This is a genomic window from Lysobacter sp. 2RAF19 (assembly GCF_052115395.1).
Classification (GTDB): Bacteria; Pseudomonadota; Gammaproteobacteria; order Xanthomonadales; family Xanthomonadaceae; genus Noviluteimonas.
Map to the genome: position 1 here is coordinate 630764 of NZ_JBFRGO010000001.1, position 15977 is coordinate 646740.

Genomic DNA, 15977 nt, shown 5'->3' on the forward strand with positions numbered 1-15977 from the left:
GCTCCAACCCCGAGCCCGCTCCCAACGCCCCTCCCGGAGGGAGAGGCCCCGCTTTCCGCTCAGATCGCCGCGAGGAACGTCGCCTGCCAGAGGCGACCATGTGCGACGGCGCGAGCGCCGAGGTGGGCGACGTTCCGTCCGTCTGGTGTGCTGGCAGTCGGCGCGCATCGATCAACGACGACGGACACATTCCCCAGGTGCTGTCACGAAACCACCAGCCCCCAGCGCAGCGGTCGTCGCGTTGAAGGCCACATTGCGGAGCGTGCGCCCTTGCGGAGCAATGTGGCCTTCAATGCGGCGTGCCGCTGCGCCCACCTGGTGGAGGCGCACCCAAACAGCCGACGACAATCCTGCGCACCCCGCTTTACCCCACCCAAAAAGAAACCCGCCATGCGGCGGGCTTCTTTTTGACCTCCCCTGGAGGGGAAGTGCAATCCGCCTTCCGATCAGATCGCTGCGAGGAACGTCGCCTGCCAGAGGCGACCATGTGCGACGGCGCGAGCGCCGAGGTGGGCGACGTTCCGTCCATCTGGTGTGCTGGCAGTCGGCGCGCATCGATCAACCCGCGACGGGCACCTTCCCCAAGTGCTGTCGCGAAACCACCAGCCGCCAGCGCAGCGGTCGTCGCGTTGAAGGCCACATTGCGGAGCGTGCGCCCTTGCGGAGCAATGTGGCCTTCAATGCGGCGTGCCGCTGCGCCCGGATGGAGTCGCAGCACCCACCAACACGACGACAATCCTGCGCACCCCGCTCTACCCCACCCAAAAAGAAACCCGCCATGCGGCGGGCTTCTTTTTGACCTCCCCTGGAGGGGAGGTGCAATCCACCTCAGTCGGCCGAACACCCTTCCAGCTTCAACGTCTGTCCAGGCCGAATCGCATACCGCGGCGCCTTGATGCTGTTGGCGTGCGCCAACTCCCGCATGTCGCACGAGAACTTCTTCGAGATCGCCGTCAGCGTCTCGCCCCCGCGCACCTTGTACTTGCTCGACTTCGCGGCCTTCGCCGGCTTGGGCGTCTCGGCCGAAGCGACCGGAGTAGGACGCGGCGTGTCGTCGATGCTCGCCACCGCGGCCGCACCGCGCACCGCCGAGGCCGCATCACTCATGACCAACTGATGCGCCAGATCCGCACGCGCCCCCTGCGCACAATGACGACCGTACAGACCGACGATCTTCGTCGTCGCATTGAGCGTGGCACCCGCCGGCAACCAACTGTCCGCCTCGTAACGCGGATTGAGATTGCGCAACGCACGCATGTACCCGTCGCGCGTCCCACCGTTGCCCAGGCAGATCGTCAACTCGTAGATCGACGCCGCGCGCGTCAACTTCAGCATCGCCGGCTTCGCATCGACCTTCGGGAACGTCAGCCCGTATTCCTTCGGATGCAGGAACAACCACGCGGCGGCGACCACCATCGGTACGTAATCGCGCGTCTCGGCCGGGAACTGGTTGTAGACCGACGCGTCCCAGAACCCCTGCCCGTTCGCGCTGTTGAACACGCGCAACGCGCGGCCTTCGCCGCCGTTGTAGGCGGCCAGCGCCAGCTCGATGCTGCGATTGAGCTGGGACATGCGCTCGTTGAGATAGGCCGCGCTGGCTTCGGCGGACGAACGCGCATCGAAGCGCGTGTCGAAGCCCGTGCCGTCCGGCCCGAGGCCGAAGCGCTTGCCGGTGTTGTACATGAACTGCATCGGCCCCGCCGCGCCCGCGCGCGAACTGACATGGACCTTGCCGTTGGATTCCTTCGCCATGATGCCGAACAACAACGCCTCGGGCAGGCCCGCGCGCTGGAACTCCGGCCACATCAGGTGGCGCATGTACTGGTAATTCTCGTAGCTGCCGATCAGCGCCGGACGCATGTCGGTCAACCACTTGCGGATACCGGCCTGCACCGCCGGGTTGTACTGCACCATCTGGTCGAAGCGGTGGTCGTCCGACAACAGCTGCGCGGCGCGCGCGGCCTCCGGCACGTCGGTGGCGACCGACGAAATCGCATGGTCGTCGCCCTCGTCGTCGGCGGCGACGTCGTCGTCGGCGGACTGGGCTTCGCTGTCGGCCTTGGACTTCAGCAGGCGCTTGTAGGTGGCGAGCATCGTCGGCACCGAGCAGCCCTTGAGCTGCATGCAGGCGGCGATGACATCCTCCATGTCCTCCAGCGCGGCATCGCTTTCCGCCGTGCCGCCCGGATCGGCGTTGCCGATGCGCACCAGCGCGGCGCGATAGCGCTGCTCGGCGGCGGCCATGCGCGCGTTCAACGCCTCGGCGGCGGCCTGGTCCCGCTTGGATGCGGCATGCGCGGGCGAAACGACGGCGGCCAGCGCCAGCGTGGTGGCGAAGCAGAGTGCGGCAAGGCGCGGGAAAACCGGATCGGACATCGAAATGGGGGCTTTACGAACGAAAGTGCGGTCGAAGGTATCGGCGCGCGTGCTGCACTGCAACCCATCGGCGATGTGAAACTGCGGACCCGTTGGTGGAATGCCCTCGCGTGGCCGACGCACGGCTAGAATCTCCCGACCTACCGACCGACTCTGAACAGGCGCTCCCATGGATCCCATCCTCGTCGGCAAGTCGGTCACCACGCCCCAGGGTGGCGCGGTGGTGCTGGAGCCCAAGTACGGCAACCGCCACGGCCTGGTTGCAGGCGCGACCGGCACCGGTAAGACGGTGACGCTGATGACGCTCGCCGAAGGCTTCTCGCGGCTGGGCGTGCCGGTGTTCCTCGCCGACGTCAAAGGCGACGTCGCCGGACTCGCGGTCGCCGGCATGCCGGACCAGAAGGTGCTCGATCGCGCGGCGCTGATCGGCGTGGCGAATTACGCGCCCGCCGCCAATCCGGTCATCTTCTGGGATCTGTTCGGGAAACTCGGACACCCGGTGCGCACGACCGTCAGCGAAATGGGCCCCACCCTGCTCGCGCGCATCCTGGAGCTCAACGACACGCAGTCGGGCGTGCTCGACATCGTCTTCAAACTGGCCGACGACCGCGGCCTGTTGTTGCTCGACCTGGAAGACCTGCGCGCCCTGCTCGGCGTGGTCGCCGACGAGCGCAAGGACATCTCCACGTCCTATGGCTTGGTCAGCACGCAATCGATCGGCGCCATCCAGCGCGCATTGCTGCGTCTGGAACAGGACGGCGCCGAACAATTCTTCGGCGAGCCGGCGCTGGAGCTGGCCGACCTGATGCGCACCACGCCCGACGGCCGCGGCGTCATCGGCATCCTCGCCGCTTCGCAGCTCGTGCTGAAGCCGCGGCTGTATTCGAGCTTCCTGTTGTGGCTGTTGTCGGAATTGTTCGAAACGCTGCCGGAAGTGGGCGACCTGGACAAACCCAAGCTCGTGTTCGTCTTCGACGAAGCGCACCTGCTGTTCGACGACGCCCCGCCCGCCTTGCAACAGCGTGTCGAACAGGTCGTGCGCCTGATCCGTTCCAAGGGCGTGGGCGTGTATTTCTGCTCGCAGTTCCCCGACGACGTGCCCGACCAGATCCTCGGCCAGCTCGGCAACCGCGTGCAGCACGCGCTGCGTGCGTTCACGCCGCGCGACCAGAAGGCCGTGCGCACCGCCGCCGAAACCTTCGTGGCGAATCCGAATCTCGACGTGAGCAAGACCATTTCCGCGCTCGGCGTCGGCGAAGCGCTCGTCTCCACGCTGCACGACAACGACGGTGCGCGCGCCGTGCCGATGCCCGTCGAACGCACGCTCATCGCGCCGCCGCACTGCCGGATGGGTGCGATCACCGATGCCGAACGCGCACAGGTGCGCGCGGGCAGCCCCGTCGGCGCGAAGTACGACACGCGCATCGACCGCGAGTCGGCGGCGGAAAAACTCGCCGCACACGCGCAGGCCGCCGCCGAGCGCGTCGATGCACCGAAGGCGAAGTCGCGCGAGGAAGACGAACGCGACGAACCCGGCGTCGGCCAGGCGGTGAAGGACGCTGTCTTCGGCACCAAGCGGCGACAGGGCATGGTCGAAACCATGGCCAAGCAGACCGCGCGCACCGTCGGCAGCCAGATCGGCCGGCAGATTTTGCGCGGCGTATTGGGCAGCATCTTCGGCGGCTCGCGCCGCTGATTCGAAAACAAGAACGACAACGCACGATCCACTTTTTCGGGGGAATTGAAATGCGCAAGTCCGTCTGCCTCCTGCTGCCCGTCCTCGCCCTGCTCGCCTTGTCGGCGTGCAAGCGCGAACCAGCCGCGCCGATCGCTCCGGCCGCCACCCTCGCCGCACCCGCGACGCTGCAGGCGCCGGCGCCGGCGCCGGCGACCGTCGCGCCCGCGATGGGCGTCTCCGAATCGCCGGCACCGGGCGAACACACGACCTTCGATGCGAAAGCCTTCGCCGGCACCTTCACCAGCGAGGGGATGGACGTGGCGTTCGCCGCCGACGGCACGTACACCTTGAACTCGCATGCGGCACAGGCGAGCACGGGCACGTGGTCGCTCGAACCCGACGCGCGCCACATCCGCCTCGACCCGAACGCGAAGTCCGAGGACGACCGCGTGTACGAACTGGTCGACAACGACCACCTCAAGGCCGCGAACGGCCCGCAGGTACTGCGTCGCGCAGGCATCGCGCAATGAATACGGCGCCCCGCGCCGCGGCAGCGCCGGAACCGTTCTGGCAACGCATTTCCGCGATCGCGTTGTATCCGGTCCGCGGCGCGGCATTCGTCACGCTGGTGATGCTCGCGTTGCTCGCGCTCGCGCGCGTGCTCCCCTTCATCGGGTGGCTGATCGGCATCGCGATGTGGCTGGCCGCCTACAAGTACGCCTTCGAGATCCTGCGGCGCTCGGCGGACGGCGACATGGAATCGCCGGAAGTGATCCTCACCGTCGACAACGGCGTGGTGTGGCGTTTCCTCGCGCTGCAGATCCTGCTCGGTGCGCTCTTCTTCGCGTTGATCCTCACCAAGCACGTGTTGCTGATCGTCGGCGGCCTGGCCTTGCTGGTGTTCCTGCAACCGGCGTTGACGATGACGCTGGCGATGACCGGCAGTCTGTCGGCGGCCCTGAATCCGGCGACGTCGTTTTCGGTCGTCGCGCGCATCGGCTGGCCGTACCTGGCCGTCGTCGGCGCGCTGTTCGTCATCCAGTTGGGCGCGGTGATGGCCGGCGCGTGGTTCGGCCATATCATGCCGTCGTTCGTCGCGAACTGGCTGGCGACGGTGCTGGGGTTCTGGGGCTTGTTCTGTGCGTTCCACCTGATGGGCTACCTGATCTTCCAGGCGCACGAGGAACTCGGATACGCGCCCGCGACGCTGCAACCCGATGCCGCGCGACCGGCCATCGGCGGCGGCGCCACCGATCCGGTGATCGCCCAGGCCGAGCCGCTGATCCGCGAAGGACGCATTACCGATGCGATCGCGCTGTTGCGGACCGAAGTGCGCACGCGCGCGGTTTCGGTCGAGGTGCACGAGCTGTATCGCCGCCTGTTGCAGCAGGCCGGCGATGTCCGCGTGGTGCTGGAACACGCGCGTCAGTTCGTGCATCAGCTGATGATGGAAAAGCAGGACCGCAAGGCCCTGCCCTTGTTGCGCGAAAGCCTCGACGCCGATCCGGCCTTCGTCACGCTGTTGCCCGAACACGGCGCACGCCTGGCCGAACAGGCCCGTCTCGGCGGTCAGGCGCAACTGGCGGTCGACGCGCTCCATGCGCTGTTCAACGCGCATCCGGGCGATCCGGCGTCGGCGCAGTGGGGCCTCACGGCGGCGATGTTGCTGTTGGAGCGCTTCAACCGCCCGACCGAAGCGAAGGTCTTGCTGGAACGCGCGCGTACGCGCACGCAGGATCCGGCGCTGTTGCAGAAGATCGACGCGGCGCTGAGCCTGACGTAACGCGATGGGACGCTGGCGGCCACCCGGGGAAAAAGCCACCGCGCTGATCACGCGCGAGGGCCATGCGCGCCTGAAGGCCGAACTCGATGACCTGTGGCGCGTGCGCCGGCCGGAAGTGGTGAAGGCCCTCGCCGCCGCCGCGGCCGAGGGCGATCGCTCCGAGAACGCCGAATACACGTATCGCAAGAAGCAGCTCGGCGAGATCGATCGGCGCGTGCGCTACCTGTCCAAGCGGCTGGAGTCCTTGCGGGTGGTCGACACCGCACCGGCCGATCGCGAGGCGGTGTTCTTCGGCGCGCAGGTGCAGATCGAACATGCGACCACCGGCGAAACGCAGCGCTACCGCATCGTCGGTCCGGACGAGACCGACGCGAAGCTGGGATGGATCAGCGTGGATTCGCCGCTGGCGCGCGCGATGTTGAAAAAACGCGTGGACGATGAATTCGAAGCGACGCTGCCGGGCGGCGTCGCGCGCTATTTCATCGTCGAGGTGACGTACTAACCCTCGGCGTAGTTCACTTCACCGTAGAGGTCGTGTTCGTCGGAGCCGAGGATCTCCACGTCGACGAAATCGCCCGGCTTCAGGCCCGCTTCGCGACCATCCTGGATCTGCACGAGCCCGTCGATTTCCGGCGCGTCGAAACGCGAGCGCGCGATCGCCAGGTCGCCGTCGATCGCATCGACGATGCAGCGCTGCGTCGTCCCGATCTTCGCCTCCAGGCGCGAGGCGGAAATGGCGGCCTGCCGCTCCATGAAACGCGCCAGGCGGTCCTGCTTCACGTCTTCGGGCACCGGATCGGGCAACGCATTCGCCGTCGCGCCGTCGACCGGCGAGTAGGCGAAGGCGCCGACGCGGTCGAGCTGCGCTTCATCGAGGAAGTCCAGCAGCGTTTCGAATTCGGCTTCGGTCTCGCCGGGAAAGCCGACGATGAAGGTCGAACGGATCGCCAGTTCCGGGCAGATCTCGCGCCACTTGTGCACGCGCTCGAGCGTCTTCTCCACCGCACCCGGGCGCTTCATCAGCTTGAGGATGCGCGGCGCGGCGTGCTGGAACGGAATGTCGAGATAAGGCAGCAACTTGCCGTCGGCCATCAACGGAATGATGTCGTCGACGTGCGGATACGGATACACGTAATGCAGGCGCGTCCAGATGCCGAGCTCGGACAGGCCTTCGCAGAGCGCCTTCATGCGCGTCTGGTAGGCCTTGCCGCGCCAGGTGCGCTCGGCGTACTTCACGTCGACGCCGTAGGCCGAGGTGTCCTGCGAGATCACGAGCAACTCGCGCACGCCGCCCATCGCGAGCTTTTCGGCTTCGCGCAATACATCGTCGACGGGGCGCGAGACCAGGTCGCCGCGCATCGAGGGGATGATGCAGAAGGTGCAGCGGTGATTGCAGCCTTCGGAAATCTTGAGGTACGCGTAATGCTTCGGCGTGAGCTTCAGGCCGTAATCGGGCACCAGGTCGACGAAGGGATCGTGCGACGGCGGCAGCGCCAGATGCACCGCTTCCATCACCGATTTGTAATCCTGCGGGCCGCTGATCGACAGCACGCCCGGGTGCGCTTCGCGGATCTGTTCGGGCTTCTTGCCCAGGCAGCCGGTGACGATGACCTTGCCGTTTTCCGCGATGGCTTCGCCGATGGCCTCGAGCGATTCGGTCACCGCCGAATCGATGAAGCCGCAGGTGTTCACCACGACGATGTCGGCATCGTCGTAGGTCTGCACGATGTCGTAGCCCTCCACCTTGAGCTGGGTGAGGATGCGTTCGGAGTCGACGAGCGCCTTCGGGCACCCGAGGCTGACGAACCCGACCCTGCCTCCCTGGCTGGCGGACTTGGGCTTGGTGGCGGTGGACATCGCGGGGCGGACCGGGGGGCTGCGGAAGGTCGCGGATTATAGAGGCGGGGCGGGTCCCTACGGCCGCTTGTCCATCGATCCGCGCTTGATGATTCAGCCATTTTCCAAGGAGTACGATGCCCCCGTGCCCATCGCCAGGAGGCCCGCGCCATGCACGGATGGATCGATATCGAGACCCCGCACGGGCCGGTGCGCGGCTGGCGCGCCGAGCCGGCAGGCCCCTCGAAGGGCGCGGTGGTGGTGATCCAGGAAATCTTCGGCGTGAACCCGCACATCCGCAGCGTCGCCGACCGGCTGGCCGATGCCGGCTTCGTGGCGCTCGCGCCGGCCCTGTTCGATCCGGTCGAGCACGGGGTCGAGCTGGACTATGACGATGCAGGCATCCAGCGCGCCCGCGCCCTGGTTTCGGCGCTGGGCACCGAGCGCGCGATGGATGTGGTCAACGCGACCGCCGAAAAACTGCAGATGGAAGGCTTGCGCGTGGGCGCGGTCGGGTTCTGCTGGGGCGGCACCCTCGCCTTCCTGTGCGCGACACGACTTTCGTTGCCCGCGGTGGGTTACTACGGCGCGCGCAGCGTGCCTTTCCTCGACGAGAAGGCCGGGGCCGCGCTGATGTTCCACTTCGGCGCGAACGACAACAGCATTCCGCCGCAGGACGTCGCGCTGCACCGGCAGAAGCAACCGCAGGCGCAGACCTTCGTCTACGAAGGCACCGGCCATGCGTTCAACCGCGACGTGGACCCGAAGGTGTACGACGCCGACGCGGCGAAGCTCGCCTGGCGACGCACCTGCGATTTCCTCGAGGCGCAATTGCGATGAACCTCGACGCCTGGCACCTGCACCCGCAACTGGCCGACGACACGCATCCGGTCGCGAACTGGCCGCTGTGCGAAGTGCGCCTGATGGACGATGCCAACCACCCCTGGTTGATCCTCGTCCCGCGCATCGCCGAAGCGACCGAGGTCACCGACCTGGCACCGCCGCAGCAACTGGTGATGGTCCAGGAGATCGATCGCGCGTGCCGTGCGTTGCAGGTGTTCCGTCCGCACAAGCTCAACGTGGCCGCACTCGGCAACCTGGTCCCGCAATTGCATATCCACGTCATCGCCCGCTACCGCGAGGACATCGCCTGGCCGCGCCCGGTCTGGGGCATGGCGGCGGCGAAACCCTACGCACCGGAGTTGCTGATCGAGCGGATTCAGCTGTTGCGCGCGACAATCGGCGAACGTCCCTGACCCCTCCGGAGTTCGCAATGCGCAAGTTGTTCCTGGCCGCCGCGCTGGCCGTCCTCGCCCTGCCTGCGCAAGCGGGGCTGTTCGACAAGAAGCCCGACGACGTCGCGAACGAAGCGGTCAAGAACAACCTGATCGCAGTGACGATCTGGGTCGATGCCACCTGGGGGTTCCGCAACCAGGGTGCGGCCAATGCGCTCAGCCGCGCGCACCAGGCTTTCGCCACGCGCGGTTACAAGGTGCAGAGCGTGGAGCCGTACATCGAGAACGGCGACCTGCAGGGCTTCTTCGTGACCTACCAGAAGCCCTGATCGCGAATGCATCCTCCGCCGCGCACGCGGCGGAGGATGTGGATCTTCAACCCTTCAACACCTGCGTGCCCGCGATCAGGTCGTGGCCGCAGCGGCGGTCGGCGCGGAAGATGAGCAACACGTCGATCAGGGTGAGCACGGTGCCGAGCACCGGGATGGAACCTGCGACGTGCACCGGCAGGTAACGCTTGAGGATCAGCGTACCGAAGGCCGGCTGCGTGCCATCGAGCAGCGCGATGCGGATGCTCATGATCTTCTTGCCCCAGGTCTGCGCGGTCTGCGACAGCGGCCAGCCCTGCACGATCAGGAACACGAGGAAGCCTGCGAACGCATAGCCGAGCAGGACCGAGATGCCCGGCGAAACGCCCCCCTGGATCCGGGTGAAGTAGCCCGTGGAGAACATCACCGGCAGCATGATCGCCAGCAGGATGATGCCGTCGATGAAGGCCGCGAGGAAACGTTCACCGCGACTGGCGAGTGCTTCTTCGACAGGCTCTGCCACGTTGGCGCTGGGCGCCTGATACGGATTGTCGTCCATCGGTTTTCCCCTTCCCCTGGTGGATGTTGGAACTTACGTCCGCGGCAGGGTGACCCCCGTCTGCCCCTGGTATTTGCCGCCGCGGTCCTTGTACGAGGTTTCGCACACTTCGTCGGACTGGAAGAACAGCATCTGCGCCACGCCCTCGTTGGCGTAGATGCGCGCCGGCAACGGCGTGGTGTTGCTGAATTCCAGCGTCACGTGGCCTTCCCATTCCGGTTCCAGCGGCGTGACGTTGACGATGATGCCGCAGCGCGCGTACGTGCTCTTGCCCAGGCACACCACGAGCGTGTCGCGCGGGATGCGGAAGTATTCGACGGTGCGCGCCAGCGCGAAGGAATTGGGCGGGATGATGCACACGTCCGATTCGATGTCCACGAAGCTGCCCGAGTCGAAATGCTTGGGATCGACGATCGTGGAGTTGATGTTGGTGAAGACCTTGAACTCGCGCGAGCAACGCACGTCGTAGCCATAGCTGGAGGTGCCGTAGCTGACGATGCGGTGGCCATCGGCGGCGTGCTTGACCTGACCGGGTTCGAACGGCTCGATCATCTTCTGCTGTTCGACCATGCGGCGGATCCAGCGGTCGCTCTTGATGCTCATGCGGTCTCGTGCGGGTTGGCGATATTTCGGGATTGTAGGGCGTTCTACAGCAGCTGCGCGCCCAGCGACACCGGCGCGCGCGGGCGGCTCGCCAGTTCCGCCGCCATGCGGCGCGCGACGGCGCGGTAGGCCGCGGCCGCCGGCGAATCGGGGACGGCGACGACGATCGGCGTACCGGCGTCGCCCTGCTGGCGGATGCCGATTTCCAGCGGCAGCGAACCGAGCAAGGGGGTGCCGTACTGCGCGGCGATGCGCTCGCCGCCGCCATGGCCGAACACATGTTCGACGTGGCCGCAGTTGGAGCAGGTATGCACGGCCATGTTCTCGACCAGGCCAAGGACCGGCACTTCGACTTTTTCGAACATGCGCAGCGCCTTGCGCGCGTCCAGCGTCGCCACGTCCTGCGGCGTGGTGACCACCACGGCGCCGGCGACGGGGATCTTCTGCGCGAGCGTGAGCTGGATGTCGCCCGTGCCCGGCGGCAGGTCGACGAACAGATAATCGAGCTGGCCTTCGCCGCCCCACAGCGTCTGCTCGAGCAACTGCGTCAGCGCGGAGGTGGCCATCGGGCCGCGCCAGATCATCGGCGTGTCCTGCTCGACCATCAGGCCGATCGACATCGCTTCCACGCCGTGGGCGTGCATCGGTTCGATCGCCTTGCCGTCGGGGCTGTCGGGCCGGCCGGTGAGGCCGAGCATCGTCGGGATGCTGGGGCCGTAAACGTCGGCATCGAGCACGCCCACGCGCGCGCCTTCGCCGGCCAGCGCCAGCGCAAGGTTCACCGTGGTCGTCGACTTGCCCACGCCGCCCTTGCCCGAGCCGACCGCGATGACGTTGCGGATGCGCGCCAGCGGCGCGAGCGTCCCTTGAGGCGCGTGCGCGTCGATGCGCGTCTGCAGTTCGAGGCTGGCGAGCTTCAGGCCTTCGGCCGCGACCGCTTCGGCGACCTGCGCGCGCAGCACCTCGTGCCAGCTCGCGGCCGGATAGCCCAGCGTGACGGCGACGGCGGCCTGGCCGTCGCTGACGGCGGCGCGGATGCGCGCACCGGTTTGCGCGAGCGTCAGGCCCGCGGCGGGGTCGCGGAGGGCGGCGATCCGGGATTCGAGCGGGGTCATGGCGGGCACTGCGGGGGAAGGCGCGCATTGTAGGCTGAACCGCGGCGCGACCCCGGATTCCGTACGCACCCGGATGCGGTATAAAGCCGCCAGTCCGCCGGATTCGTGCGGGCATGTTCAACGATCCCTGGGAGGGGACCCATGCGCACCAAGTTCTTCGCGTCCGTGCTGGCGATGCCGCTGCTCGCCGCTGTGTTTGCCGCGTCGGCCCAGACGCCCGATCCGGTCATCGGCAAGTGGAAGACCTTCGACGACGAGACCGGCAAGGCCATGTCGATCACCGAGGTGTATCGCACCAAGAACGGCGGCATCGCGGCCAAGGTCGTCGAAACCCTCAACAAGCCCAACGCCACCTGCGACAAGTGCGACGGCGCCGACAAGGGCAAGCCGGTCACCGGCATGCTGGTGTTCTGGGACGTGAAGCAGACCGATGGCGTGTGGGGCGGCGGCCAGGGCTTCAAGCCTTCTGCCGGCGAACACTTCAAGGTCAAGAGCGTCAAGGCCTCGGCCGACGGCAAGCACCTGGAAATCACCGGCTGCAAGTTCGTGTTCTGCCGCACCGGCAAGTGGGAACGCACCGACTGACGTTCGCGTCCACGCGATCGGCCGCAAAAGCCCGGCGCAAGCCGGGCTTTTTCGTGTCCGTGCCATAATCGCCGGCCCTGTTCGAAACACGCGCCATGCCCCGCCACGTCGCCGTCTCCTGCGCCCTGCCCTATGCCAACGGCCCGCTCCACCTCGGGCACCTGGTGGGCTACATCCAGGGCGACATCTGGGTGCGCGCGCGCCGCATGGCCGGCGACGCGGTGCGCTTCGTGTGCGCCGACGACACGCACGGCACGCCCATCATGCTCGCGGCGGAGAAGGCCGGCACGACGCCCGAGGCGTTCATCGCCGCGATCCAGGCGCAGCACGAGCGCGACTTCGCCGCCTTCCACGTCGCCTTCGACCACTACGATTCGACCAACTCGCCGGCCAACCGCCAACTGACCGAAGCGATCTACGCCGCGCTCGATGCACGCGGCCACATCGCGCGGCGCAGCGTGGCGCAGTTCTACGATCCGGCGAAGGGCATGTTCCTGCCCGACCGTTACATCAAGGGCATCTGCCCGAATTGCGGCACGCCCGACCAGTACGGCGACAACTGCGAGAACTGCGGCGCGACGTATGCGCCGACCGATTTGAAGGAACCGCGCTCGGTGCTCAGTGGCGCCACGCCGGAACTTCGCGATTCGGATCACTTCTTCTTCGAAGTCGGCCGCTTCAGCGACTTCCTGCGCCAATGGCTGGACAGCGACGTCGCGGTCCCCGGCGTGCGCGCCAAGCTGCTGGAATGGCTCGACGCCGAAGGCGGCCTGCGCGCGTGGGACATCTCGCGCGATGCGCCCTACTTCGGGTTCGAAATTCCCGGGCATCCGGGCAAGTATTTCTACGTGTGGCTCGACGCGCCGATCGGTTATCTCTCGGCGCTGCAGGTGTTGTGCGAACGCGACGGCGCGAACTTCATGCAGTACCTCGCGCACGACAGCGAAGCGGAGCTGCACCACTTCATCGGCAAGGACATCGTCAACTTCCACGGCCTGTTCTGGCCGGCGGTGTTGCACGGCGCGGGCTTCCGCGCGCCGACGAAGCTGCACGTCAACGGTTACCTCACCGTCGATGGCGCGAAGATGTCCAAGTCGCGCGGCACCTTCGTCATGGCCCGCACGTATCTCGACGCCGGCCTGGAACCCGAAGCGCTGCGCTATTACTTCGCGGCCAAATCCGGCGGCGGTGTCGACGACCTCGACCTCAACCTGCACGACTTCGTCGCACGCGTGAACAGCGACCTGGTGGGCAAGTTCGTGAACCTGGCCAGTCGTTGCGCCGGTTTCATCGAGAAGCGTTTCGACGGCCAGCTCGCCGATGCGTTGCCGGATGCGGCGATGTACGCGCGCTTCGTCGACGCGATCCCGCAAGTCGCCGCCGCGTACGAAGCCAACCAGCCCGCCGCCGTGTTGCGCCACGCGATGGCGCTTGCCGACGAAGCGAACCGTTACATCGACGAAACCAAGCCCTGGGTGCTCGCCAAGCAGGAAGGCGCCGATGCGCAGCTGCAGGCCGTGTGCACGCAGGGCCTGAACCTGTTCCGCGTGCTCGCCGCGATGCTCAAGCCGGTGCTGCCCTTGCTGTCGCAGCGCGCCGAAGGCTTCCTGCGCGCGCCCGTCGCAGGCTGGCAGGACCTGGCGCAGCCGCTGCTCGCGCATCGCATCGACGCTTACGTTCCCCTCTTCACCCGCATCGACCCCAAGCACATCGACCAAATGACCGAAGCCAGCAAGGACACCATGGCGCCGACCGCGCCGCAGCCCGTCGCCGTTGCCGCCGCCAAGCCCGAGGCGCCGAAGGCCGTGGCCGCAGACGCTGCGCACATCGGCATCGACGACTTCGCCAAGCTCGACCTGCGCGTGGCGAGGGTGCTGGCCTGCGAGTTCGTCGAAGGCTCCGACAAGTTGCTGCGCTTCGAACTCGACGCGGGCGAACTGGGCAAGCGCCAGATCTTCTCCGGCATCCGCGCGTCCTACGCCGATCCGGCGGCGCTGGTCGGTCGCAACGTGGTGTTCATCGCCAACCTCGCGCCGCGCAAGATGCGCTTCGGCGTGAGCGAAGGGATGATCCTGTCCGCCGGTGCCGATGGCGGCGGCCTGCACTTGCTCGACGCACCGGGCGCGCCCGCGGGTTCGCCCGTGAAGTGATGTGGGACCGGTGACCGCGATCGATCTCGTCGAACGTCTCGATCGCGTCCTGCCGCAGACGCAGTGCGGCCAGTGCGGCTTCGCCGGATGCCGGCCCTATGCCGAAGCGATGGCGCGCGGCGAAGCCGGTGTCGAACGATGCCCGCCCGGCGGCGATGCCGGCGCACGTGCGCTCGCGAAGATCCTCGATGTCGCGCCCGTCCCCTTCGATCGCGCGCGCGGCGAACACAAGCCGCCGCTGCTCGCCTACATTGTCGAACCCGACTGCATCGGCTGCACCAAGTGCATCCAGGCCTGCCCGGTCGATGCGATCGTCGGCGGCAGCAAACGCATGCACACCGTCATCGAGCCGCTGTGCACCGGTTGCGAACTCTGCGTTCCCGCATGCCCGGTGGATTGCATCGTGATGATCGCGCCCTGACGATCGCTCAGTGCCGGCGCATCGGTTCGCCGAAGGTCAACCAGAAGCCGTTGTTGTCGCGCAGGATGAACTCGCGCATCCCGTAAAAGGTGTCGTGCGGCGCCTCGAACACGTTGATGCCGCCGGGAAGCGATTCGTAGAGCGCATCCACGTCTTCGACCTGCAGGTACAGGTCCGCGTCGCGACGCGGCGCATCGCTCGCTTGGCCGCCACAGTTGAACATCACGCGGCCCTCGCCGTAGCCGAGCAGCGCCCAGGTCAGTTCGCCCTCTTCTTCCGCCGACTCGAGCAAGGTAAACCCGACCGAGAGGTACCACGCGATCGTCGCGCGGATGTCGGGCACCTGCAGCATGGGCGTGAGCGTGGCCATGCGGGTCACTTCGCGCAGGCCGAGCAAACGCGCTCGACCGTGTAGCCCTGCGCCTTCATGCGTTCGACCACGCCGTCCTTGCCGAGCAGGTGCAGCGCGCCGACCACGACGAGCGTGTCGTCGGTGCCCGGCGTATCGAGGCGCTTGCGGAGCATCGGCACCCACGCCGCATTGCGATCGCTGTTGATCGTCTTGTAGAGCCCCGGGTATTCATCGCGGAATTCGACGCCGAGTTTGTTCCACAACTTGTCGACATTGCCGCTGCGCCACAGCACGTGCAGTTCCCGCAGTGCCTCGGGGCCACCCTCTTTCTCGTCGAGCGATTCGGCCATCAGTTGCAATTGCTCGGCCTTGCCCATGTTCTCGAACATCGCCAGCTGCTTCATGCCACCTTCCAGGCCCTGCATGCGCTTGCCGTCGGCCTTGGCCTGCTTGCCCAGGTGCGCGTCGAGGCCGAGTTCGGAATCGAAGCCCGCCGTGCGCGCTTCGGCGATCGTCACCAGCAGGCTGGCGTACCAGGCATCGACCAACTGGAACATCTCCGGCTGCAGGCCCATCTGCCGGAGCGTGGGGTCGTTCTCGCGCAGCCACGTGGCCAGGCGCGCGCGCAACGCGGGCGAAAGATCATCGTCGAGCTTGCTGCCGTCGGTGCGCAGCGCGGCCTGCGTCATCGCCAGGCCGAGGTCTTTCGACAACATTTCCTCCGGCGCCAGTTCGAACACCACTTCTTCGGCGTCGGCATAGGCCGCGTCGATGTCCTTCGACAAGGGATAGTCGTCCTTCGTCAGCATGTGGAAGGAGCCGAGCAGGTACACGGTGTTGTCCTTGTCGGACACCTTCCACAACAAGGGCACCGGCGCCGAGGACTTCGCCACCGGCGCGATGTTGTCCGCGGCGAACGACGGGAAAACGAAGGCGAGCGTTGCGGCGAGCAGCCAGGTGCGACGCATGGAGGATC

The 15977-nt window shown here is 66.9% G+C and carries 17 protein-coding genes; 10 read left to right on the plus strand and 7 right to left on the minus strand.

Translation table 11 applies throughout. The features are described from left to right. Positions 1-828: 828 nt before the first annotated feature. Complete coding sequence (locus AB4059_RS03135) at positions 829-2376, minus strand: transglycosylase SLT domain-containing protein (RefSeq protein WP_498976515.1); 1548 nt, start codon at positions 2374-2376, stop codon at positions 829-831. 169 nt (positions 2377-2545) lie between these two features. Here AB4059_RS03135 and AB4059_RS03140 point away from each other — a divergent pair, with 169 nt between their 5' ends. Genes AB4059_RS03140 through greB form a run of 4 tightly spaced genes read left to right on the plus strand, consistent with a single transcriptional unit; the run spans position 2546 to position 6339 of the window. After that, complete coding sequence (locus AB4059_RS03140) at positions 2546-4072, plus strand: helicase HerA-like domain-containing protein (RefSeq protein WP_498976516.1); 1527 nt, start codon at positions 2546-2548, stop codon at positions 4070-4072. 50 nt (positions 4073-4122) lie between these two features. Continuing rightward, the gene (locus AB4059_RS03145; RefSeq protein ID WP_498976517.1) at positions 4123-4584 is read left to right on the plus strand and encodes a hypothetical protein; all 462 of its coding nucleotides are present in this window, start codon (positions 4123-4125) and stop codon (positions 4582-4584) included. Then, positions 4581-5837, plus strand: coding sequence for a hypothetical protein (locus AB4059_RS03150; protein ID WP_498976518.1), 1257 nt, complete (start codon positions 4581-4583; stop codon positions 5835-5837). Before AB4059_RS03145 ends, AB4059_RS03150 begins: the two co-directional genes overlap by 4 nt. 4 nt (positions 5838-5841) lie before the next feature. Next, positions 5842-6339, plus strand: coding sequence for a transcription elongation factor GreB (greB, locus tag AB4059_RS03155; protein WP_498976519.1), 498 nt, complete (start codon positions 5842-5844; stop codon positions 6337-6339). Here the strand turns inward: greB and rimO are convergent. Next, complete coding sequence (gene rimO, locus AB4059_RS03160) at positions 6336-7694, minus strand: 30S ribosomal protein S12 methylthiotransferase RimO (RefSeq protein ID WP_498976520.1); 1359 nt, start codon at positions 7692-7694, stop codon at positions 6336-6338. The genes greB and rimO overlap by 4 nt on opposite strands. A gap of 150 nt (positions 7695-7844) precedes the next feature. On the opposite strand from rimO, the gene AB4059_RS03165 reads away from it, so the two are divergent. Genes AB4059_RS03165 through AB4059_RS03175 form a run of 3 tightly spaced genes read left to right on the plus strand, consistent with a single transcriptional unit; the run spans position 7845 to position 9237 of the window. Beyond that, positions 7845-8513 carry a dienelactone hydrolase family protein gene (locus AB4059_RS03165; protein ID WP_498976521.1) on the plus strand — a complete coding sequence of 223 codons (669 nt, stop codon included), beginning with the start codon at positions 7845-7847 and terminating at the stop codon, positions 8511-8513. Continuing rightward, positions 8510-8929 carry an HIT domain-containing protein gene (locus tag AB4059_RS03170; protein WP_498976522.1) on the plus strand — a complete coding sequence of 140 codons (420 nt, stop codon included), beginning with the start codon at positions 8510-8512 and terminating at the stop codon, positions 8927-8929. Before AB4059_RS03165 ends, AB4059_RS03170 begins: the two co-directional genes overlap by 4 nt. A gap of 17 nt (positions 8930-8946) precedes the next feature. Beyond that, the gene (locus tag AB4059_RS03175) at positions 8947-9237 is read left to right on the plus strand and encodes a hypothetical protein (RefSeq protein WP_498976523.1); all 291 of its coding nucleotides are present in this window, start codon (positions 8947-8949) and stop codon (positions 9235-9237) included. 46 nt (positions 9238-9283) lie between these two features. Here AB4059_RS03175 and AB4059_RS03180 read toward each other — a convergent pair whose 3' ends face one another. The 3 genes from AB4059_RS03180 to apbC are packed head-to-tail and all read right to left on the minus strand — an operon-like array spanning position 9284 to position 11493. Next, positions 9284-9775, minus strand: coding sequence for an RDD family protein (locus AB4059_RS03180; protein WP_498976525.1), 492 nt, complete (start codon positions 9773-9775; stop codon positions 9284-9286). Between the two features lie 33 nt (positions 9776-9808). Next, positions 9809-10378: a dCTP deaminase gene (gene dcd / locus AB4059_RS03185; RefSeq protein ID WP_036166972.1), complete on the minus strand. Its 570-nt coding sequence runs from the start codon at positions 10376-10378 to the stop codon at positions 9809-9811. Positions 10379-10422: 44 nt separating this feature from the next. Continuing rightward, positions 10423-11493 carry an iron-sulfur cluster carrier protein ApbC gene (apbC, locus tag AB4059_RS03190; protein ID WP_498976526.1) on the minus strand — a complete coding sequence of 357 codons (1071 nt, stop codon included), beginning with the start codon at positions 11491-11493 and terminating at the stop codon, positions 10423-10425. A 141-nt stretch (positions 11494-11634) separates the two neighbouring features. Here apbC and AB4059_RS03195 point away from each other — a divergent pair, with 141 nt between their 5' ends. From AB4059_RS03195 to rnfB, 3 genes are all read left to right on the plus strand, one after another. Continuing rightward, positions 11635-12078: a DUF2147 domain-containing protein gene (locus AB4059_RS03195; protein WP_498961897.1), complete on the plus strand. Its 444-nt coding sequence runs from the start codon at positions 11635-11637 to the stop codon at positions 12076-12078. Positions 12079-12173: 95 nt separating this feature from the next. Beyond that, positions 12174-14228, plus strand: a complete 2055-nt coding sequence (gene metG / locus AB4059_RS03200; RefSeq protein WP_498976527.1) for a methionine--tRNA ligase — start codon at positions 12174-12176, stop codon at positions 14226-14228. A 10-nt stretch (positions 14229-14238) separates the two neighbouring features. Further along, complete coding sequence (gene rnfB / locus AB4059_RS03205; RefSeq protein ID WP_498976528.1) at positions 14239-14649, plus strand: Rnf electron transport complex subunit RnfB; 411 nt, start codon at positions 14239-14241, stop codon at positions 14647-14649. A 7-nt stretch (positions 14650-14656) separates the two neighbouring features. Here rnfB and AB4059_RS03210 read toward each other — a convergent pair whose 3' ends face one another. Continuing rightward, positions 14657-15019, minus strand: coding sequence for a VOC family protein (locus AB4059_RS03210; RefSeq protein ID WP_498976529.1), 363 nt, complete (start codon positions 15017-15019; stop codon positions 14657-14659). Positions 15020-15024: 5 nt separating this feature from the next. Then, positions 15025-15969 (minus strand): TraB/GumN family protein, encoded by a 945-nt coding sequence (locus tag AB4059_RS03215; RefSeq protein WP_498976530.1) that lies wholly within the window; start codon positions 15967-15969, stop codon positions 15025-15027. Positions 15970-15977 lie beyond the last annotated feature (8 nt).

Coding starts and splice junctions, on each gene's coding strand:
- AB4059_RS03135 (WP_498976515.1), bottom strand. CDS start 2,376: ATGTCCGATCCGGTTTTCCCGCGCCTTGCCGCACTCTGCTTCGCCACC.
- AB4059_RS03140 (WP_498976516.1), top strand. CDS start 2,546: ATGGATCCCATCCTCGTCGGCAAGTCGGTCACCACGCCCCAGGGTGGC.
- AB4059_RS03145 (WP_498976517.1), top strand. CDS start 4,123: ATGCGCAAGTCCGTCTGCCTCCTGCTGCCCGTCCTCGCCCTGCTCGCC.
- AB4059_RS03150 (WP_498976518.1), top strand. CDS start 4,581: ATGAATACGGCGCCCCGCGCCGCGGCAGCGCCGGAACCGTTCTGGCAA.
- greB (WP_498976519.1), top strand. CDS start 5,842: ATGGGACGCTGGCGGCCACCCGGGGAAAAAGCCACCGCGCTGATCACG.
- rimO (WP_498976520.1), bottom strand. CDS start 7,694: ATGTCCACCGCCACCAAGCCCAAGTCCGCCAGCCAGGGAGGCAGGGTC.
- AB4059_RS03165 (WP_498976521.1), top strand. CDS start 7,845: ATGCACGGATGGATCGATATCGAGACCCCGCACGGGCCGGTGCGCGGC.
- AB4059_RS03170 (WP_498976522.1), top strand. CDS start 8,510: ATGAACCTCGACGCCTGGCACCTGCACCCGCAACTGGCCGACGACACG.
- AB4059_RS03175 (WP_498976523.1), top strand. CDS start 8,947: ATGCGCAAGTTGTTCCTGGCCGCCGCGCTGGCCGTCCTCGCCCTGCCT.
- AB4059_RS03180 (WP_498976525.1), bottom strand. CDS start 9,775: ATGGACGACAATCCGTATCAGGCGCCCAGCGCCAACGTGGCAGAGCCT.
- dcd (WP_036166972.1), bottom strand. CDS start 10,378: ATGAGCATCAAGAGCGACCGCTGGATCCGCCGCATGGTCGAACAGCAG.
- apbC (WP_498976526.1), bottom strand. CDS start 11,493: ATGACCCCGCTCGAATCCCGGATCGCCGCCCTCCGCGACCCCGCCGCG.
- AB4059_RS03195 (WP_498961897.1), top strand. CDS start 11,635: ATGCGCACCAAGTTCTTCGCGTCCGTGCTGGCGATGCCGCTGCTCGCC.
- metG (WP_498976527.1), top strand. CDS start 12,174: ATGCCCCGCCACGTCGCCGTCTCCTGCGCCCTGCCCTATGCCAACGGC.
- AB4059_RS03210 (WP_498976529.1), bottom strand. CDS start 15,019: ATGGCCACGCTCACGCCCATGCTGCAGGTGCCCGACATCCGCGCGACG.
- AB4059_RS03215 (WP_498976530.1), bottom strand. CDS start 15,969: ATGCGTCGCACCTGGCTGCTCGCCGCAACGCTCGCCTTCGTTTTCCCG.